This is a genomic window from Streptomyces sp. NPDC054872 (assembly GCF_053610705.1).
Map to the genome: position 1 here is coordinate 109,312 of NZ_JBSGYY010000022.1, position 18,039 is coordinate 127,350.

Annotated in this window: 18 protein-coding genes; 10 read left to right on the forward strand and 8 right to left on the reverse strand. The window is 71.1% G+C overall.

Features of this window, described 5'->3' with window-relative positions; genetic code table 11:
• Positions 1 to 105: 105 nt before the first annotated feature.
• Both ACWGIH_RS25690 and ACWGIH_RS25695 read left to right on the forward strand, forming a co-directional pair.
• A complete protein-coding gene (locus tag ACWGIH_RS25690) occupies positions 106 to 999 on the forward strand; it encodes a DeoR/GlpR family DNA-binding transcription regulator (protein WP_453446382.1) in 894 nt (297 codons plus the stop codon).
• Between the two features lie 64 nt (positions 1,000 to 1,063).
• Entirely contained in the window at positions 1,064 to 1,552 is a 489-nt protein-coding gene (locus tag ACWGIH_RS25695; RefSeq protein WP_453446380.1) for an SRPBCC family protein, read from the forward strand.
• Positions 1,553 to 1,576: 24 nt separating this feature from the next.
• Here ACWGIH_RS25695 and ACWGIH_RS25700 read toward each other — a convergent pair whose 3' ends face one another.
• Positions 1,577 to 2,671, reverse strand: coding sequence for a PLP-dependent cysteine synthase family protein (locus ACWGIH_RS25700; protein WP_453446520.1), 1,095 nt, complete (start codon positions 2,669 to 2,671; stop codon positions 1,577 to 1,579).
• A gap of 331 nt (positions 2,672 to 3,002) precedes the next feature.
• Here ACWGIH_RS25700 and ACWGIH_RS25705 point away from each other — a divergent pair, with 331 nt between their 5' ends.
• Positions 3,003 to 3,332 carry a hypothetical protein gene (locus ACWGIH_RS25705; protein ID WP_453446378.1) on the forward strand — a complete coding sequence of 110 codons (330 nt, stop codon included), beginning with the start codon at positions 3,003 to 3,005 and terminating at the stop codon, positions 3,330 to 3,332.
• A gap of 202 nt (positions 3,333 to 3,534) precedes the next feature.
• Positions 3,535 to 4,074, forward strand: a complete 540-nt coding sequence (locus ACWGIH_RS25710; RefSeq protein WP_453446377.1) for an ATP-binding protein — start codon at positions 3,535 to 3,537, stop codon at positions 4,072 to 4,074.
• A gap of 38 nt (positions 4,075 to 4,112) precedes the next feature.
• Here the strand turns inward: ACWGIH_RS25710 and ACWGIH_RS25715 are convergent, their stop codons facing one another.
• From ACWGIH_RS25715 to ACWGIH_RS25725, 3 genes are read right to left on the reverse strand one after another with little or no spacing between them, the layout of a single operon-like run.
• Positions 4,113 to 6,683: an ABC transporter permease gene (locus ACWGIH_RS25715; RefSeq protein WP_453446375.1), complete on the reverse strand. Its 2,571-nt coding sequence runs from the start codon at positions 6,681 to 6,683 to the stop codon at positions 4,113 to 4,115.
• Positions 6,680 to 7,504 carry an ABC transporter ATP-binding protein gene (locus ACWGIH_RS25720; protein ID WP_453446373.1) on the reverse strand — a complete coding sequence of 275 codons (825 nt, stop codon included), beginning with the start codon at positions 7,502 to 7,504 and terminating at the stop codon, positions 6,680 to 6,682. The genes ACWGIH_RS25715 and ACWGIH_RS25720 overlap by 4 nt, the downstream gene beginning before the upstream one ends.
• Positions 7,501 to 7,800, reverse strand: a complete 300-nt coding sequence (locus ACWGIH_RS25725) for an SHOCT domain-containing protein (protein WP_453446371.1) — start codon at positions 7,798 to 7,800, stop codon at positions 7,501 to 7,503. The genes ACWGIH_RS25720 and ACWGIH_RS25725 overlap by 4 nt, the downstream gene beginning before the upstream one ends.
• Before the next feature lie 238 nt (positions 7,801 to 8,038).
• Here ACWGIH_RS25725 and ACWGIH_RS25730 point away from each other — a divergent pair, with 238 nt between their 5' ends.
• Positions 8,039 to 8,635: a TetR/AcrR family transcriptional regulator gene (locus ACWGIH_RS25730; protein WP_453446369.1), complete on the forward strand. Its 597-nt coding sequence runs from the start codon at positions 8,039 to 8,041 to the stop codon at positions 8,633 to 8,635.
• Positions 8,636 to 8,889: 254 nt separating this feature from the next.
• The gene (locus ACWGIH_RS25735) at positions 8,890 to 10,134 is read left to right on the forward strand and encodes an MFS transporter (protein WP_453446367.1); all 1,245 of its coding nucleotides are present in this window, start codon (positions 8,890 to 8,892) and stop codon (positions 10,132 to 10,134) included.
• On the opposite strand, the gene ACWGIH_RS25740 is transcribed toward ACWGIH_RS25735, so the two are convergent.
• On the reverse strand, positions 10,131 to 11,363 hold the full coding sequence (locus ACWGIH_RS25740) for an ROK family protein (protein WP_453446366.1): 1,233 nt from the start codon (positions 11,361 to 11,363) through the stop codon (positions 10,131 to 10,133). The genes ACWGIH_RS25735 and ACWGIH_RS25740 overlap by 4 nt on opposite strands.
• A 316-nt stretch (positions 11,364 to 11,679) precedes the next feature.
• On the opposite strand from ACWGIH_RS25740, the gene ACWGIH_RS25745 reads away from it, so the two are divergent.
• Positions 11,680 to 12,897 (forward strand): MFS transporter, encoded by a 1,218-nt coding sequence (locus tag ACWGIH_RS25745; protein WP_453446364.1) that lies wholly within the window; start codon positions 11,680 to 11,682, stop codon positions 12,895 to 12,897.
• Between the two features lie 109 nt (positions 12,898 to 13,006).
• Positions 13,007 to 13,735 (forward strand): maleylpyruvate isomerase family mycothiol-dependent enzyme, encoded by a 729-nt coding sequence (locus ACWGIH_RS25750; RefSeq protein WP_453446362.1) that lies wholly within the window; start codon positions 13,007 to 13,009, stop codon positions 13,733 to 13,735.
• 31 nt (positions 13,736 to 13,766) lie between these two features.
• Here ACWGIH_RS25750 and ACWGIH_RS25755 read toward each other — a convergent pair whose 3' ends face one another.
• A complete protein-coding gene (locus ACWGIH_RS25755) occupies positions 13,767 to 14,192 on the reverse strand; it encodes a MarR family winged helix-turn-helix transcriptional regulator (protein WP_453446360.1) in 426 nt (141 codons plus the stop codon).
• A gap of 89 nt (positions 14,193 to 14,281) precedes the next feature.
• Between ACWGIH_RS25755 and ACWGIH_RS25760 the strand changes: the two genes are divergently transcribed.
• Entirely contained in the window at positions 14,282 to 15,781 is a 1,500-nt protein-coding gene (locus ACWGIH_RS25760; RefSeq protein WP_453446358.1) for an MFS transporter, read from the forward strand.
• A 76-nt stretch (positions 15,782 to 15,857) separates the two neighbouring features.
• On the forward strand, positions 15,858 to 16,133 hold the full coding sequence (locus tag ACWGIH_RS25765; RefSeq protein WP_453446357.1) for a DUF6332 family protein: 276 nt from the start codon (positions 15,858 to 15,860) through the stop codon (positions 16,131 to 16,133).
• Here ACWGIH_RS25765 and ACWGIH_RS25770 read toward each other — a convergent pair.
• Both ACWGIH_RS25770 and ACWGIH_RS25775 read right to left on the reverse strand, forming a co-directional pair.
• Positions 16,094 to 16,759 (reverse strand): response regulator, encoded by a 666-nt coding sequence (locus ACWGIH_RS25770; RefSeq protein WP_453446356.1) that lies wholly within the window; start codon positions 16,757 to 16,759, stop codon positions 16,094 to 16,096. The genes ACWGIH_RS25765 and ACWGIH_RS25770 overlap by 40 nt on opposite strands.
• Complete coding sequence (locus ACWGIH_RS25775) at positions 16,756 to 18,012, reverse strand: sensor histidine kinase (RefSeq protein WP_453446354.1); 1,257 nt, start codon at positions 18,010 to 18,012, stop codon at positions 16,756 to 16,758. Before ACWGIH_RS25775 ends, ACWGIH_RS25770 begins: the two co-directional genes overlap by 4 nt.
• Positions 18,013 to 18,039 lie beyond the last annotated feature (27 nt).

Sequence of the window (18,039 nt, forward strand, 5' to 3'; positions counted from 1 at the left end):
GCGCGGAATCGGGCGGTGGACCGCCTGTCGGTGGCCCATGCGAGGATGAGGCAGCGTGATGGACGGGCGCGACAGGTGTGACGAGGCAGAAGGGCCGGGACGGACGTGAGTGAGAATCAGAACCTCCTCGCGGAGCAGCGCCGCGCCTTGATCCTCGATGAGGTACGCCGCCGGGGCGGGGTCCGCGTCAATGAACTGACCCGCAAGCTGGGTGTGTCGGACATGACGGTCCGCCGCGATCTCGACGCCCTCGCCCGCCAGGGTGTCCTGGAGAAGGTGCACGGCGGCGCCGTCCCGGTGGTGGAGGCGAGCACGCACGAGCCGGGGTTCGAGGCCAAGTCGGGCCTCGAACTGAACGCCAAGGAGGACATCGCGCGCACCGCGGCCTCCCTGGTGGCGCCGGGCACGGCGATCGCGCTCTCCGGCGGCACGACGACGTACGCACTGGCCCACCACCTGCTCGACGTGCCGGACCTGACGGTGGTGACGAACTCGGTGCGGGTCGCGGATGTCTTCCACTCCGCGCAGCGCACCTCGGGCCGACGCCAGGGAGCGGCCACCGTCGTCCTCACGGGCGGTGTGCGCACCCCGTCGGACTCGCTGGTCGGCCCGGTCGCCGACCAGGCGATCGGCGCGCTGCACTTCGACGTGCTCTTCCTTGGTGTGCACGGCATATCGGCGGAGGCCGGTCTGTCCACGCCCAATCTCGCGGAGGCGGAGACCAACCGGCGTCTGGTGCAGTCGGCGCGCCGCGTCATCGTGGTCGCCGACCACACCAAGTGGGGGACGGTGGGCCTCAGTTCGTTCGCCGGTCTTGATCAGGTCGACACGTTGGTGACGGATGCCGGACTGCCCGCGGAGGCACGGACGGAGATTTCCGAGCGTCTGCGTCGTCTGGTGATCACGGGCGAGTCCGAGGAGCCGGGAGCCGACGAGCCGGTCGGAAACGGTGTGGACGCGGGACGGGCCGCGAACGCCGGGAGCACCGCAGACATCTGACGGCCCGCCAGCTATGGTGTCGGTGCCCGGTCAACGACCCGATTCCGCTTGGGGGCTGAGTTCGATGGCACGCCGACTGAGGCCCGTGGGACCGGAGTTCGTCAAGTCCGCTCCGTTGCGTCTGGTCTTCGCGCGTGAGGTGAGCGCGCCCCCGGAGGCGGTGTACCGCGCGCTCGCCGACGACATGGCCGGCTGGCCCGAGTGGTTCACGGCGGTCACGCTGTGCCTGCCCATCGACTGCGCGGAAGGCGGCAAGGGCCGCGAGGTCCGGCTCAAGGGCGGCACGCGCTTCTGGGAGACGATCGTCGCGGCCGAGGCCTGCGAGCGGTACGCCTACCGCGTCGACGAGACGAACGCCCCGGGCCTGCGTGCCCTGTTGGAGGAGTGGCGGCTCACCCCGGCCGGGACAGGCACCCGTGTGCAGTGGACGTTCGCCGCGGACGGCGTCGCACCGTTCCGCCTCGCGCTGAAACTCGGCAGGCCCGGCATGGGCCGCGCCTTCACTGAGGCCGTCACCGCCCTCGACCGGCGCCTGGCCGCGGCCAACGCCTGAGTGCCACGCCGCGGTTGCGGGCGACTAGGTCCAGGTTCCGTTCGCCAGGAGCGACTTGATCGCGGCGGAGTACGGCGTGATGTCCATCCCCTGTTCGGCGAGCCACGCGTCCGAGTAGTACTTGTCCAGGTAGCGGTCGCCCGGGTCGCAGATGAGCGTGACGACGCTGCCCGTGCGGCCCTCGGCCACCATCTCGGCGACGATCTTCAGGGAGCTCCACAGGCCGGTGCCGGTCGATCCGCCCGCCTTGCGGCCGATCGCCTGCTCCAGGGCGCGTACGGCTGCGACGCTCGCCGCGTCCGGCACCTTCATCATGCGGTCGATGGCGCCCGGCACGAAGCTCGGTTCCATGCGCGGCCTGCCGATGCCCTCGATGCGGGAGCCGCAGTCGCTGGTGGCGTCCGGGTCGTGGCGGGTCCAGCCGTCGAAGAAGCAGGAGTTCTCGGGGTCGGCGACACAGAGCCGGGTGTCGTGCTGCATGTAGTGGACGTAGCGGGCGATGGTCGCCGACGTGCCGCCCGTGCCCGCCGTGGCGACGATCCATGTGGGCTCCGGATAGCGCTCCAGCCTCAGCTGCTGGTAGATCGACTCGGCGATGTTGTTGTTGCCTCGCCAGTCCGTGGCCCGTTCCGCGTAGGTGAACTGGTCCATGTAGTGCCCGCCGGTCTCGACGGCGAGGGCGGCGGACTCGGCGTACATCGTGCGTGAGTCGTCCACGAAGTGACACCGGCCGCCGTGGAATTCGATCAGGCGGCACTTCTCGGCGCTGGTCGTGCGGGGCATCACCGCGATGAAGGGCACCCCGATCAGCTTGGCGAAGTACGCCTCGGAGACGGCCGTCGAGCCGCTGGACGCCTCGATGACCGGCCGCCCCGGCCGGATCCAGCCGTTGCAGAGGCCGTAGAGGAAGAGCGAGCGGGCGAGGCGGTGCTTGAGGCTGCCGGTCGGGTGGGTCGATTCGTCCTTGAGGTACAGGTCGATGCCCCATTGTTCCGGCAGCGGGAAGCGCAGCAGGTGCGTGTCGGCGGAACGGTTGGCGTCGGCCTGCACTTTGCGCACGGCTTCTTTGAGCCAGACCCGATACTCCGCGTCGCTGCGGTCCACGTCGAGCGTGGTCATCGGCTCGTCGGCTTGATCCTGCTGTGTGGTGCTCACCGCGCGGCTCCTTGGCGTCAACCTGGCCGCGCTCGGAGCGGGCCGGACACCTCGATCATAAGCACCTTCCGCACGCTTCTCACCTGCATAAACACACCTTTGAGCACCTCAAAGGCACACCTGGCACAGCCGACTGGCGCAGGGGCGCGGCACACTGGGGAGAGGATGCGGCGCAATGGTGACCACGTCTTCATACGCACTGGTGCGAGACGTCAGGTGCGTGCAGACTGCACCGCACGGGGAACGCGGTCCCGTACGGAACGACCTATCGAAGCGCTCAAGGGGGCGGAACGTCATGGCGGAGCCGGAGTTCACGGCCACAGGCGTGCGGATCGGACGACGGCTGCGCTCCCTCACCCGGGCGGGCCAAATCCGTATCACCGACGGCAGGTTCGAGCTGCTGACCAGTTATGGCAGGGAGATCGACAGCGCACCCGTGCAGACGGTGCGAGCAGGCAAACCTTGGTTCGCCGCCGACGACCGGGCCCTTGCCGAACTGAACGGCACGCGCTATCGGCTCACGCTCGCCGATCATGATCCGGCGCCTGGCAAGGCGGGGCCGCCCACGGTCCGCAAGTTCATCGACGCGGTACGCAGGGCCAAAGGCCGCATGGCGCACGTCTGAGGAGCCCGTGGGCTCCCGGCCGGGTGGGTGCGAGTTGCACGCCCGCACCCCCTGAGTCACTCTGGTCTCACATCACTCTGGGTTCATCGGCGATAACGCTGCGAACCAGCCCGCCGGTCATGAAAGCGACCGGCAGACCCCGCGGCCGCTGCTGGATCCGATCGTCGTCTTCTTCCGGACCACAATTCGGGGAGCCGCAGCCGTGATCAGCCAGCCAAGCAAACATTGCACGGTGGAGCTTCAAGCTCTGCCGTCGCGGATCGGCCAGGTCCGCAGAATCGTATCGGCGCAGTTGCGCCACTGGCATCTCGATCCGTTGATAGACCAGGCCACACTCGGTGTGACCGAGCTCCTGACCAACGTGCACCGGCACGCGCAGCCGGACAAGGCGTGCACCGTGGAGATCGAGCTGCTGCTCGACCACCTCACGGTCTCCGTGCACGACCACGATCCCCGCCTCCCCGAGGTGAACGACGCGGAGCCGTTCGCGACCTGTGGCCGCGGACTCGCCATGGTCGCCGCCGTCAGCGAGAGCTGGGGGGTGCGCCCGCACGGCGACACCGGCAAGGTCGTCTGGTTCACCCTCCCGGCCCCTACGACCACCGTCGCCCTGGCGTCCACCTGTCCGGCGTACGGCGCGGCCGCCGCGGGTCCCTTCGCGGACCTGGGCGCGGGGCCTCGGTCCCTCGCCGACGGGCACGCGCCCCGACATGCTCCCGCCCGGTCGGCCGTTGTCGGCTGACCGGGCGGTGACAGGCTCCGTGGAGCGCGCGTCCTACGTCACTCGGTGGCGATGGCACGCAGCACGTCCAGGCGTGCGGCCCGCCGTGCCGGACGCAGACCCGCGAGGGCTCCCGCCGTCAGGCCCACCAGGACGACCACCGTCAACTGCACGGGTGGCACCGCGAACGCGAAGGCACTGCTCGTCGCGCCGTCCGAGGCCTTGACGAGTACCCAGCCGAGGAAGCCGCCGAGCACCAGGCCGCCGACCGTGCCGAAGGCGGCGACGAGCACCGACTCCCAGCGGACCATGGCCCGCAGCTGCGCCCTGGTCTGCCCGACGGCACGCAACAGCCCCAGCTCACGGGTCCGTTCGTGGATGGCGAGGGTCAGCGTGTTGGCGATGCCGAGCAGGGCGATCAGGACGGCGAGCGCCAGCAGGGCGTAGACCAGCGTGAGCATCATGTCGATGCCGCCCGCCGCGGACTGCGCGTACTCACCGCGGGTCTGCACATCCGGATTTCCGTACTTCCGCGCGACCTCGGAGACCGCTGCCTCACCCTCGTCCGCGCCCACGCCTGCCCTGAAGCGGACGGAGACGAGACTGTCGGCGTCCTGCATGCGGTGCGGCGCCCAGGCCTCGCGGGTGATGACGTAGTCCCCCGCGAGCTCGGAGCGGCCGTACAGCGCGCGGACGGTGAAGGTGGCCTTCTCGCCGTCGGCGAAGGCGAGCTCCGTCCTGGAGCCGACCTTCAGGTCCTGCTTCTCGGCCTCCTCCCGGGTGATCGCGATGCCGTCGGCGCCGAGGCCGTCCAGTGTCCCTTCGACCTCGCCGAGGTCGAAGGACTTGGCGAACGGGCCCGGGTCGGTGACCGTCAGCGCGCGGCCTTTCCCGTCGACCTCCGCCGCGCCCTTGCCGAGGCCGACCGCGGTCGCCACCTCCGGCCGCTCGGCGAGCGCGGGGGCCAGCTTGGGGCTGAGTCCGCTGCCGCCCGCGCCGAAGCCCGGGGTGCTGATGGCGAGGTCACCGGCGAAGGAGCGGTTCACCGTCTGGTCCATGGTCGCCTTCAGGGAGGCGCCGAAGACGGTGAAGAGCGAGACGACGGCGACGCCGATCATCAGGGCGCTCGCGGTGGCGGCGGTCCGCTTGGGGCTGCGCAGGGCGTTGCGCCGGGCGAGTCCGCCCGTGACGCCGCGCAGCTTGTCTAGGGGCCCGCCCAGAACACGTACCGCCCGCGAGGAGGCCACCGGCCCCAGCACCACGAACGCGACGAGCGCGAGGACGGCTCCGGTCCCGGCCAGCCACACGGACGGGCTGACGAGGACACCGACGAGCGAGAGGCCCACGGCGGCGAGCGCGAGGACCGCGCCCGCGACCGCGCGTCCACGTGAGGCCCCGGAGTGGTCGACCGCGGTCTCGCGCAGCGCGGCCAGGGGCGCGGTGCGCCCTGCGCGTACGGCGGGCAGCAGGGCGGAGCCGAGGCACACCACGATGCCGACGGTCGCCGGCAGCAGCATCGACACGGCGCTGATCACCAAGTCGCCCTCGGGGAAAGGGAATCCGATGGCCGGGAAGAGGGCCTGGAGCCCGGCCGCGATCCCGATGCCACCCACGATCCCCGCGGCGGACGCGACCACGGCGACCACGCTCGCCTCGACCAGGGTGGCCGCTGTGACCTGCCGGCGCGAGGCTCCGAGCGCGCGCAGGAGGGCGTTCTCGCGGGTGCGCTGGGCGACCACGATGGCGAAGGTGTTGTGGATGCTGAAGGTGGCGACGAGCAGCGCGACCCCGGAGAAGACGAGCAGGAAGCTGGTGAAGAGCGTCAGGAACTGACCGGAGATGTTGTCGGTGTTCTCCGCCGCCGACGCCTCGCCGGTGATCGCCTCAACTCCCTTGGGCAGTACGGGACTCAGCGCGTCGACGAGTTCCTGCTCGCTCACGCCGGGCCCGGCCCGCACCTGGATGGACGCGGCCTCGCCGGGCTTCGGCGTCAGATACTTCTCCGCGTCGGCCTGCGTCATGCCGGTGAAGGTGGTCTGCGCCATGCCGTCCTCGCCGCCGAAGGTCGCGAGGCCCACGATCGTCACCTTGACGGGGTCGGGGGTGCGCAGCGTGGTCGTGTCACCGATCCTCAGGTCGCCGGATTCGGCGGCTCCTCGGTTGACGACGACCTCGCCGGACTTGGCGGGGGCGCGGCCTTCGGCCAGCTGGTAGGCGTTCAGCTCGCCGTCGTCGATCCAGTTGCCCGCGAGGGTGGGCGGACCTTCGCCGCCGATGGGCTCCTTGTCCTTGCCGAGGAGCTGGCCCGCGCCCTGGATGCTGGGCGCGGCGGCGGCGACGCCGTCAGTCCGCTCGATCTTCTCGACGAGCGAGGTCCTGACGGGCTGCCGGGTGCCCTGGCTGTCGTCGGGCGTGGTGATGGTGTCGGCGCTGCGCACGACGGCATCGGTGCCGCGCGTCGCGTTGCCGAACATCGTGTCGAAGCTGCCGCGCAGGGTGTCGCCCATGACGAGCGTGCCCGCCAGGAAGGCGACACCGAGCATGACCGCGAGGAAGGTGCCCGCGAAGCGGCGCTTGTGGCCGCGCAGCGAGGACAGGCTGATGCGCGCGGAGGCGCTGAGGGAACTCATGACGGTGCTCCCCCGGCATGCGATGCGGTGCGGGGGCCGCCGGAACCGGCGGTCGCCTTGGTGTCGAAGGCCTTGAGCCGGTCCAGGACCTTGTCGGCGGTCGGTTCCGCCATCCGGTCCACAAGACGGCCGTCGGCCAGGAAGACGACCTCGTCGGCGTGGGCCGCGGCCACCGGGTCGTGGGTGACCATGACGACGGTGCGGTCCATCTGCCGCACGGCGCGGCCGAGGAGGCGCAGCACCTCCTCACCGGAGCGCGAGTCGAGGTTGCCGGTCGGCTCGTCGGCGAAGACCACGTCGGGTCGGCCCGCGAACGCCCGTGCCACGGCGACGCGTTGCTGCTGTCCGCCGGAGAGTTCGGCGGGCCGGTGGTGGAGCCGGTCGCGCAGTCCGACCACGTCGATGAGAGCGTCGGTCCACTCCACTGACGCCCCGTCATGGCGCTTGCCCGCGAGGTCCATCGGCAGCGTGATGTTCTCGGCCACGGTCAGCGTCGGCACCAGGTTGAAGGCCTGGAAGACGAAGCCGATGCGGTCGCGGCGCAACAGGGTGAGCCGCCGGTCGTCGAGCGAGCCGAGCTCGGTGTCGCCGATGTGGGCGGCTCCCGAGGTGAGGGTGTCGAGGCCCGCGGCGCAGTGCATCAGGGTGGACTTGCCCGAGCCCGACGGGCCCATGATCGCGGTGAAGCGCCCGGCGGGAAAGCCGACGCTCACCCCGTCCAGGGCCCGTACGGCGGTGTCTTGGCTGCCGTAGACCTTGACGGCGTCGGTGACGCGGGCGGCGTCGACGGTGGTGCCAGGGTGGCCGGTCGCCGCGGTCATGCCGCACCGCCCTTGGAGGTGCGTCCGAACTCCTCGTTCAGGACGGAAAGGCGCCGCCAGTACTCGTCCTCGTCGATCTCACCGGAGGCGAAACGGCGGCCAAGCACGGCGATGGGCGAGTTCTCGTCGATGCGTACGTCGCGCTCGGCGCCGCCCCGCTGCCACGGAGCCCGGCGGCCGCGCCACACGGTGCGGCGCAGGAGGGTGATGCCGCCGATCACGACGGCCGCCCAGATGAGCGGGAAGAACAGGATCCACGGGCCGGGCCCGCCGTCGAAGTGAGCCAGGGTGTTCATGGTGTCCATCTCCTCGGGAGCGATGCCTGCGGCGACTCTCGATGCCGTCCGGCGTCTTGTGGCGTCTTGCTCGATGTACCGAGGCTCGCGCTCCGAGGGGGTCCGAGTCGTCGTACGGCCAGCGGCAGTGCGCGTACCACTGCGGGAGTACGTAGCGGCCGCGGGGCTGCTCCCGGGGTGGCCACGTATGCTTCTCACGGTATTGCACTGAGCGTTCCAAAACTTGTAGGGTACCGACATGGCCCGACCGAGAACCTTCGACGAGGAACGGGCCCTGGACGCGGCGATGCACGCCTTCTGGGCGAACGGCTACGAGGCCACCTCGACCCAGGACCTGTGCGAAGCCACCGGCCTGGGCCGCAGCAGCATCTACAACACCTTCAGCAGCAAGCACGAACTGTTCCGGCGAGCCCTGGCCCGCTACATGGACTCCATGACGTCCATCCAGGTCGAGATCCTGGAGGACGCGGAACGCCCTCCGATGGAACGCCTTCGCGCACTGTTCAGGCGAGTCATCGACTCCGAGTTCGAGTGCCGCGAGGACGGGCACAGCCTCGGCTGCCTGACCGTCAACACGACGGTGGAGCTGGCCGGGCGCGACCCCGAGGCCGCCGAGATGCTCGCCGGCGACCTCGCGGTGCGGCTGGCCGCCATCAGCTCCGTCATCCGCACGGGACAGAGCAGCGGCGACATCACCTCCACTCGGGACGCGGGCGACCTGGCCCACTTCCTGAACGCCGCCATCGGCGGCATGCGGGTCTCCGCACAGGGCGGCGTCGACCGCGCGACCCTGACGGCCATCGCCGATACCGCCCTGGACGCGTTGACGGCTTGACGCCATGACTGCTTGATGCCTTGGCAGCCTTGGCTGCCTGACATCTTGACTGCCCGGCGCCTTGGCTGCCTGGTCGCCTTGATTGCCTGACCGCCTTGACTCGTCAGCAGGCCGACGCGCCGCGTCGGAGCCTCGTTTCCGCGATCGACCCGCCACCCCCCTTCCCCTCTGGGCTGCCTCCGCATGCCGCACGCCCTCGTTTTGTACTGATCAGTTCACAACCATTCACCACTTCATCCCCGACAGGAGCCCCCATGCCCCGCGCCGTCTATCTACTGGCCCTCGGCATCTTCGCCATGGTGACCAGCGAGTTCGTGGTCGCCGGCCTGATGCCGCAGATGGCCGACGGACTCGACGCCACGATCCCGGAGATCGGCTATCTGATCACCGCCTTCGCCGCGGCGATGGCCTTCGGCGGGCCCTTCCTGACCATCGCGCTGCTGAGGATGCATCAGAAGTCGGCCCTGCTGGTCCTGTTCGGTGTCTTCCTGGCAGGCAACGTCCTCGCCGCGCTGGCCCCGGACTATCGCACCATGCTGGTGGCCCGTGTCATCACCGGCATCGCGTCGCAGGCCTTCTTCGGCGTCTCCATCTCCATGTGCGCGGAACTCACCCGCCCCGAAGTACGGGGCAGGGCCATCGCGGTGGCCCTCAACGGACTGATGCTGGGCACTCTGCTCGGGCTGCCGCTCGCCACCGTCATCGGTGAACACCTGGGCTGGCGGGCCGCGTTCTGGGCCATCACCGGGCTGACCGTCGTGGCCGCGCTCGCCACCCTCGCCGGAGTGCCCCGCACGGAACGCGCCGACGACGGCAGCGAGTCGGGCAGCAGCCTGCGCCAGGAGTTGGGCGCGTTCCGCAACCCCCGACTCTGGCTCACTCTCACCACCAGCACCTTCGTCATCGGCGCCACGTTCTCCGCCTTCAGCTACCTCAACCCGATCCTCACCGAGGTCACCGGCTTCTCCACGGGCACCGTCCCGCTGCTGCTCATCGCATACGGAGCGGCCACCGTGATCGGCAACACCGTCGTCGGCCGGTTCGCCGACAAGCACACGATGCCGGTCCTGCTCACCGGCCTGCTGCTCAACCTCGCGTTCCTGGTCGGCTTCGCCGTGTTCGCGCAACTGAGTGTGCCCGCCGTGCTGTTGATGATGGGCATCGGCCTGGTCGGGGTCACCATGAACCCGGCCATGGTGACCCGCGTACAGCGCACGGGCAACGCCCGGCCGCTGGTCAACACCGTCCACTCCTCGTTCATCACCCTCGGCATCATCATCGCGACGTCCGTGGGTGGGCCCGCCATCGATACGTTCGGCCTGCGGGCACCGCTCTGGATCGGCGCCGCCCTCGCGGTACTCGGGCTCGTCACGCTGCTGCCCGACCTGAAGCGAATGCGTGCGGAGCGAACCACCGCCGCCACAACGGCAGTTGCGCACGGGCATCCGGCCACCGGGCCCCGGGACGCGGCCCCCGCGCAGGAGACCGCGCGCGCCTAGCCCAACGCCACGAGGGGGTCGTCGAGCACCGGCTGCCAGGCCAGTTCGGCGGCCCCCACCAGGCTGTTGTGGTCCAGCGTGCAGGCGAGGATCGGTACGCCGCCGCTGCGCCCCCACAGGCTCCGGTCCGCGACGACGGCTCGCAGCCGCTCCGGATCGGCCTCGAGGAGTGCGCGGTGCAGGCCGCCCAGGATGATGCGATCCGGGTTGAGGATGTTCACCAGGCCCGCCAGCCCGAGGCCGAGGCGGTCGATGAGTTCCTCGGCCGCCGCGCGGACCGCGGGGTCCCGGCCCCCGTCCCGAAGCAGCTCCCGGGCCTGCAGCAACAGGCCTTCGGGGCCCGGCTCGCGGCCCGCCGCCGTGAGGAAGGCCAGCGGGTCCGTCTCGACGTCCAGGCAGCCCCGGCTGCCGCAGTGGCAAGGGCGGCCCTCCGGATTGACGGTGAGGTGGCCGACTTCGAGCGCGAGGCCCGAACTGCCGGTGTGCAGACGCCCGTCGAGCACGAGCGCGCCGCCGACCCCGCGGTGCCCGGTCGCGACGCACAGCAGATCGCGTGCGCCACGCCCGGCGCCGTGCCGGTGCTCGGCGAGCGCGGCGAGGTTGACGTCGTTGGCGGCGAACGCGGGTCCGGTGATCCCCGCGCCCCGTACGCAGTCGGCGAAGATCTGGCGGACCTGCGAGCCCGCGGGCCACGCCAGGTGCAGCGGGTTGAGCGCGGTGCCCTCCGGTTCGGCGACGGCCGACGGCACGGCGAGGCCCGCGCCCACACACCGTCTGCCGGTCTCCCGCAGGAGTTGCGCACCCGCGTCGATGACCGAGCCGAGCACCTGCGCGGGGTCGGCGCCGATCGTCTCGCAGCCGGGCGCGGTGGCGACGATCCGGCCGCCGAGCCCTACGAGCGCGGCCCGGAAGCCGTCGGAGTGCACCTGCGCGGCGAGCGCCACAGGGCCGTCCTCCGCGATGGAAAGGCCGTGCGAGGGGCGCCCCTGGGAACCGGCGGGCGCACTGGGTCTCGCGTCGATCCTGATCAGGCCGAGTGCCTCCAGCTCGGCGGCGACGGCGCCCGCCGTGGCGCGGGTGACGCCGAGTTCGGCGGTGAGTACGGCACGGGTCGGGGCGCGTCCGGTGTGGACGAGCTCCAGAGCGGGCCCGAGCGCTCCGCGCCCTCGCTCCAGGCGCGTACGCGTGGACAGATCCCCCTCGACGCGGGGGGCAGCCTTGCCGTTCATGAGGGCGAGTCTCCCATGATCCGTACGTCGCCTCGCCGTTCAGCCGTCATCTGCCCGTACACCGCCCGCCCACTTCCCTTCCCCTGCCGCCTCGCAAGGATCTCCCACTCCGGACGCCCGCCGCGCCACGCGAGTCACTCACCGACGACCGCAACGAAATCCCACGCGGCAGCGGCGACCGACCCACCGACCGTGAATGCGCACGCCGTCGAGCGAGCCGCCACTGCCGCCCCACCAGGACCCTCCCTCCACGGGTGACCGTCACCTCACACGAACCGTCTTGTACGCCACGGGGGCTCACCTCTACTCTGACTTTGTGCCGCTAGTAAACAAAACCACGTCCGCAGCGTCGCGGGCCGCTCCCCCGGGCCTCGTCCGGCTCCGTGTCGCGCTCACCGTCTTCTTCGCGCTCGACGGCTTCATCTTCGCCGGATGGGTCGTCCGCATCCCCGCCATCAAGGAACAGACCGGCGCGTCGGCCAGCGACCTCGGGCTCGCGCTGCTCGGCGTCTCCGCCGGTGCCGTGATCACAATGACGCTCACCGGACGGCTCTGCCGCCGCTTCGGCAGCCATCCGGTCACCGTGGCCTGCGGGGTCCTGCTGCCGCTGAGCGTCGCGCTGCCCCCGCTGACACATTCGGCGCTCTCGCTCGGGCTCGTGCTCCTGATGTTCGGCGCCGCGTACGGCGGCATCAACGTCGCCATGAACAGCGCCGCCGTCGACCTGGTGGCCGCGATGCGGCGCCCGATCATGCCCAGCTTCCACGCCGCGTTCAGCCTGGGCGGCATGGTCGGCGCGGGGCTCGGCGGACTGATCGCCGGGTCCCTCTCCCCCACCCGCCACCTGCTCGGCCTCACCGTGATCGGTCTGGTCGTCACCGCCGTCGCGGGACGGACCCTGCTGCGCATCGAACCTCCCACCCCGCCCGCGGACGACCGGCACACCCGGCCCACGGACGAACGGCACACCGAGCAGGACACCCCCCGGCGCCCGGCCCCCCGCACGCGCCGTCTGGTGATCGTCTTCGGCTTCATCGCCCTCTGCACCGCCTTCGGCGAAGGAGCACTCGCCGACTGGGGCGCCCTCCACCTCGAACAGGACCTCGCCGCCCACCCCGGCATCGCGGCCGCCGGCTACTCCTGCTTCGCCCTCGCCATGACCATCGGCCGCCTCAGCGGGACCACCCTGCTCGAACGCCTGGGCCAGACCCCGATACTCGTCGCCGGTGGCACCACGGCCGCCGCCGGCATGCTCCTGGGCGCACTCGCCCCCACCGTCTGGCTCGCCCTCATCGGCTTCGCCGTCACCGGCCTAGGCCTCGCCAACATCTTCCCCGTGGCCGTCGAACGCGCGGGCGCACTCGCAGGCCCCGACGGCGTCGCCACCGCCTCCACCCTCGGCTACGGCGGCATGCTCCTCGGACCGCCCGCCATCGGCTTCATGGCCGACTGGTTCACCCTGCCGATAGCCCTCACCAGCGTGGCGGTCCTGGCAGGCCTCGCAGCGCTGATCGGCTACACCACCCGCCGCTGACCCTCCCGGGGCGGGCGGCCACGGTCGTACGCCTCGCTGACGGGGCGTCGCCCCAAGCCAAGGCACCGCGTCTCCCCTTGCGCCCGCCCCATCCGGCAGAATCCAGCCCATGGAGATCTCCGAGCACCTTGAAATTCTCGACGCGGAAGGCAAGTTGCTGACCCGCACCGCCGAAGTGGCCGGGCCGGACGCCAAGGTGGCAACGTGTCCCGGCTGGGCGGTGCGCGATCTGCTGGGACACACGGGCGCGGTGCACCGCTGGGCCGCGGCCTTCGTCGCCGACGAGCACTCCTCGCCGCGTCCCATGGGCGAACCGCCCGAGCTCGACGGCGCCGCCCTGGTCGGCTGGTACCGGCAGGCGCACGCGGACCTGGTCGCCACCCTCCGCGCCGCCTCGCCCGATGTGCGGTGCTGGGCGTTCCTGCCCGCGCCGTCGCCGCTCGCCTTCTGGGCGCGGCGGCAGGCGAACGAGACGACGATCCACCGCGTAGATGCCGAGTCCGCGCTCGGGGGGACGCCGTCGCCGATAGGCGCGGAGTTCGCCGCGGATGGGATCGACGAGTTGCTCCGCGGGTTCCACGCGCGTGAACGGAGCAGGGTGCGCACAGAGATGCCCAGGGTCCTGCGGGTGCGCGCGACGGACGCGGACGCGGTGTGGACCGTACGCCTCTCGCAGGAGCCGCCCGTCACGGAGCGGGGCGAGGACGGCCGGGCCGACTGCGAGGTGTCGGGACCCGCGGAGCACCTGTACCTCGCACTGTGGAACCGCGCACCGTTCCCGCACGTCACCGGCGACACCGCACTGAGCGCGCTGTGGAGCGAGACGTCGGGCGTGTAGTCGGGCGTGTAGGAGGGCGAGCTTGAGCGGACTAGCGGGCGTCGGGACGCGCCAGCATCCGCTCGAGCACCGCGCGCTGCACCGGCCGCACCTCCGCGTGCAGTCGGCGCCCCTTGTCGGTGAGCACCACCCGCACCCCGCGCCGGTCCTCGCTGCACATGGCGCGCTCCACCAGGCCGTCCTTCTCCAGGCGGCCGATGAGGCGGGAGAGCGCGCTCTGGCTCAGATGGATCCGGCCCGCGATGTCCTGCACGCGGTAGGCGCAGTCGTCGTCCGACGCGGCGCCCTCGGACAGCACGTCGAGCACCTCGAAGTCGCTCGCCACGAGGCCGTGCTCACGCAGGGCGCCGTCGAGTTCGCACAGGGTGCGCGCGTGCACCGCGAGGATGCCGCGCCATTGGTCCACGAGCTCGTGCTCGGCCGTCCTGAGCTCTTGCTCGGCCTTTTTCGCCGCCATGACATCGCACGGTAGCAGAGAATCCGCCCTTTGTTGCATCGGAATTAAATGCACTTGCAGTCAATGCATGTGCATGTACTGTGCTCCGCATGACTTCTCCGCTCACAGCTGCCTCCGCGTCCCCGGAGCGCTGGTCCCCGCGTCTGTGGGGCACGCTGCTCGTGCTCTGCGCCGCGATGTTCCTCGACGCACTCGACGTATCCATGGTCGGCGTCGCGCTGCCCTCCATCGGCTCCGAACTGAACCTCTCCACCTCGACCCTCCAATGGGTCGTCAGCGGCTACATCCTCGGCTACGGCGGCCTTCTGCTCCTGGGCGGCCGAGCCGCCGACCTGCTCGGGCGGCGCCGTGTCTTCCTGATCGCGCTCGCCGTCTTCGCCCTCGCCTCGCTGCTCGGCGGGTTCGTCGACTCGGGTCCGCTGCTGATCGCCAGCCGCTTCATCAAGGGCCTGAGCGCGGCGTTCACCGCGCCCGCCGGGCTCTCCATCATCACCACGACGTTCGCCGAGGGCCCGGTCCGCAACCGCGCGCTCACCATCTACACCACCTGCGCCGCGACCGGCTTCTCCATGGGCCTGGTCCTCTCCGGCCTGCTCACCGAGGTCAGTTGGCGCCTGACGATGCTGCTGCCCGCACCCATCGCCGTCATCGCGCTGATCGCCGGACTCAAACTGATCCCGCGCAGCGCCCGCGAGAAGAACACCGGCGGCTACGACGTGCCGGGCGCCGTCACCGGCACCGCGGCGATGCTGCTGCTCGTCTTCACCGTCGTCGAGGCCCCGGAGGCGGGCTGGGCGTCGGCCCGCACCCTCCTGTCGTTCCTCGCCGCGGCCGTGCTGCTCGCCGTCTTCGTGCGCATCGAACTGCGCTCCGCGAGCCCGTTGATCCGCCTCGGTGTCCTGCGCTCGGGACCTCAACTCCGGGCTCAGATCGGAGCGATGACGTTCTTCGGCGGCTATGTCTCCTTCCAGTTCCTGGCCACGCAGTACTTCCAGACGCTGCTCGGCTGGTCAGCCCTGGAGACCGCGCTCGCCTTCCTGCCCGCGGGCGCCCTGGTCGCCCTGTCGTCCACGAAGGTCGGTTCGGTGATCGACCGGTTCGGCACACCGCGGGTCATCGTGGCGGGCTTCGTCCTGCTCGTCGCCTCGTACACGCTGTTCCTGCGCGTCAGCCTCACCCCGTCGTACGCGTCCATGGTGCTGCCCTCCATGATCCTGCTCGGCTTCGCGTGCGCCCTCGTCTTCCCCTCGCTCAACATCCAGGCCACCAACGGCGTGGACGACGACGAGCAGGGCATGGTGTCGGGGCTCCTGAACACCTCGATCCAGGTGGGCGGCGCGATCTTCCTCGCCGTCGTCACGGCAGTGATCACCGCGTCCTCGCACGGCGCCGACGCCTCACCGCAGGCGGTGCTCGACAGCTACCGGCCCGGCCTGATCGTGGTGACGGCCATCGCGGTCGCGGGTCTGCTCATCACCCTCACCGGGGTGCGGACGAAGCGAACGCAGGAGACGGTCGTCGTCACCAAGTCAGCGCCCCAGGAGGCGGCGGAGGCTGCGAAGAAGGAGCCGGTGGCCGTCAACGACTGACCTGGCGGCAGTGCAACAGGAGGCTCCCGGCGCACAGTTGCTTGCCCGCCGGGAGCCCGCACCGCACACTTCGAAGATGGGGCGAAGGACACAGGCCGAGCGGGACGCGGACACCGTGGAGATCGGTTTCGCGCTCTTCGCCGCGACCTCCCTGGCGGGCGCCACGATGCTGGCCGTGGCATCACCGGCGTTCTTCTTCGGCGTGACATCCCCCAGCCAGGGCACGCTGGTCCTGGCCGGCAAGTTCGTGGGGGCCCTCGTCTTCGTCGCGGTCCTGGTGACGATCCTCGTACGCCACCGGCGCGCGCCGCGTCAGCCCAGCCAGCCGGGGCGTACCAGGCCCGACTCGTAGGCCAGGACGACCAGTTGGGCGCGGTCGCGGGCGCCGAGCTTCACCATGGTCCGGCTGACGTGCGTCTTCGCGGTGAGCGGGCTGACCACAAGACGGCGGGCGATCTCCTCGTTCGACAGGCCGATGCCGACCAGCGCCATCACTTCCCGTTCCCGCTCGGTGAGTTCACCCAGCGGCTCGGCGCCCGCGGGCTCCTTGGAGCGGGCCGCGAACTCGGAGATCAGGCGGCGCGTGACACCCGGCGACAGCAGCGCGTCCCCGTGGACCACCGCGCGGACCGCACGCAGCAGTTCCTCGGGCTCGGTGTCCTTGACCAGGAAGCCCGAGGCCCCGGAGCGGATCGCCTCGAAGACGTACTCATCCAGCTCGAAGGTGGTCAGCATGACCACCTTGACGTCGTTCAGGTCGGGCTCTTCGGTGATCTTCCGGGTGGCGGCGAGACCGTCGAGCAGCGGCATGCGGATGTCCATGAGCACGACGTCGGGACGCAGTTCACGCACCTTGCGCACGGCTTCCTCGCCGTCCGCCGCCTCTCCCGCGACCCCGATGTCCCGCTGGGCGTCGAGCAGCGCCTTGAAACCGGCCCTGACCAGCGACTGGTCGTCGGCGAGCAGTACGCGGATCACTGGTCCTCCTGAGGGGCCGTGCGAGTGGGCAGTACGGCGGTGACCCGGAAGCCCCCGTCCGGGCGCGAGCCCGCGTCGATCGTGCCATTGAGGGCGGCGGCGCGCTCCCGCATTCCCGCGAGTCCGTTGCCGCTGCCGCCCGCGTCGGCGCCGGTGGCCGGACCGTCGTCGTCGACCCGCAGGGTGAGCGCCGCCGCCTCGTACCGCACCAGCACGCGCGCGTGCCGTGAGCCGGAGTGGCGCACGACGTTCGTGAGGGCCTCCTGGACGATGCGGAAGGCGGCGAGATCGACGCCGGGGGCCAGCTTTCTGCGGGTCCCCTGCGTGTCGACGCCGACCGTGAGCCCCGTACGCGCCGCCTGTTCCACGAGTTCGGGCAGCCGGTCGAGCCCGGGGGCCGGGGCGCGGGGCGCGTCACCGGGCGTACGGAGGGTGTCGAGGACCTGACGGACCTCCCCCAGGGCTTCCTTGCTGGCGGCCTTGATGGTGGTCAGGACGGTGCGGGCCTGCTCGGGGTCGGAGTCGAGCAACGCGAGGCCGACGCCCGCCTGGACGTTGATCACGGAGATGCTGTGCGCGAGGACGTCGTGCAGCTCGCGGGCCATGCGCAGCCGCTCCTCGTCGGCCCGCCGCTCGGCGGCCTGTGCGCGCTCCGCACGCTCCTTCATCCACTGCTCACGTCGTACGCGGGCCAGTTCGGACACGGCGACGATGGCGACGACCCAGACGGCGACGACGGTTTCCTCGCCCAGCGTCCGGGCATGGTCGCCGTCCGGCGGCAGCCACCGGTAGAGCCAGTGGGCGACCAGCAGATGCCCCGCCCACAGCATCCCGACGGCGCCCCACGCGGCGCGCCGGTGTCCCGAGACGACCGCGGCGAAGCAGCCGACGGCGACGGTGATCAGGACCGGGCCGTACGCGTACCCGGCCCCCAGGTAGAGCAGTGCGGTCCCGGCCGTGACGTACGCGACCGGGACCGGGTGGCGGTGACGCAGCAGGAGCGAGGCCGTGCCCGCGAGCAGGATCAACTGGGCGTAGACATCGAGTGGCTCCCTGTCGAGCTGACCCTCCGCCGCGTACTTCGAGCCGATCTGCACGAACACGGTGATCGCCAGCGTCGTCAGCCACGGCAGCCTGCCGGCGCCCTCGGCGTCCTCCCGGCGGTTCCACCAGGCCGGCCCCTGTCGCCATATCGCCGGTCCGCCCCGGGGCAGGGACGGACCGCCGCGTCCGCGTTCGCGCTGTTCGTCCATGGCGGCAACGCTAGACCGAGAGGCGGC

What these genes read in the sequence shown, in the direction of transcription:
- ACWGIH_RS25705 (WP_453446378.1), top strand. Translation starts at nt 3,003, where the DNA reads ATGGCGGAGCCGGAGTTCACGGCCACAGGCGTGCGGATCGGACGACGG.
- ACWGIH_RS25760 (WP_453446358.1), top strand. Translation starts at nt 14,282, where the DNA reads ATGACTTCTCCGCTCACAGCTGCCTCCGCGTCCCCGGAGCGCTGGTCC.
- ACWGIH_RS25775 (WP_453446354.1), bottom strand. Translation starts at nt 18,012, where the DNA reads ATGGACGAACAGCGCGAACGCGGACGCGGCGGTCCGTCCCTGCCCCGG.
- ACWGIH_RS25715 (WP_453446375.1), bottom strand. Translation starts at nt 6,683, where the DNA reads ATGAGTTCCCTCAGCGCCTCCGCGCGCATCAGCCTGTCCTCGCTGCGC.
- ACWGIH_RS25730 (WP_453446369.1), top strand. Translation starts at nt 8,039, where the DNA reads ATGGCCCGACCGAGAACCTTCGACGAGGAACGGGCCCTGGACGCGGCG.
- ACWGIH_RS25740 (WP_453446366.1), bottom strand. Translation starts at nt 11,363, where the DNA reads ATGAACGGCAAGGCTGCCCCCCGCGTCGAGGGGGATCTGTCCACGCGT.
- ACWGIH_RS25755 (WP_453446360.1), bottom strand. Translation starts at nt 14,192, where the DNA reads ATGGCGGCGAAAAAGGCCGAGCAAGAGCTCAGGACGGCCGAGCACGAG.
- ACWGIH_RS25750 (WP_453446362.1), top strand. Translation starts at nt 13,007, where the DNA reads ATGGAGATCTCCGAGCACCTTGAAATTCTCGACGCGGAAGGCAAGTTG.
- ACWGIH_RS25720 (WP_453446373.1), bottom strand. Translation starts at nt 7,504, where the DNA reads ATGACCGCGGCGACCGGCCACCCTGGCACCACCGTCGACGCCGCCCGC.
- ACWGIH_RS25700 (WP_453446520.1), bottom strand. Translation starts at nt 2,671, where the DNA reads ATGACCACGCTCGACGTGGACCGCAGCGACGCGGAGTATCGGGTCTGG.
- ACWGIH_RS25735 (WP_453446367.1), top strand. Translation starts at nt 8,890, where the DNA reads ATGCCCCGCGCCGTCTATCTACTGGCCCTCGGCATCTTCGCCATGGTG.
- ACWGIH_RS25695 (WP_453446380.1), top strand. Translation starts at nt 1,064, where the DNA reads ATGGCACGCCGACTGAGGCCCGTGGGACCGGAGTTCGTCAAGTCCGCT.
- ACWGIH_RS25725 (WP_453446371.1), bottom strand. Translation starts at nt 7,800, where the DNA reads ATGAACACCCTGGCTCACTTCGACGGCGGGCCCGGCCCGTGGATCCTG.
- ACWGIH_RS25765 (WP_453446357.1), top strand. Translation starts at nt 15,858, where the DNA reads ATGGGGCGAAGGACACAGGCCGAGCGGGACGCGGACACCGTGGAGATC.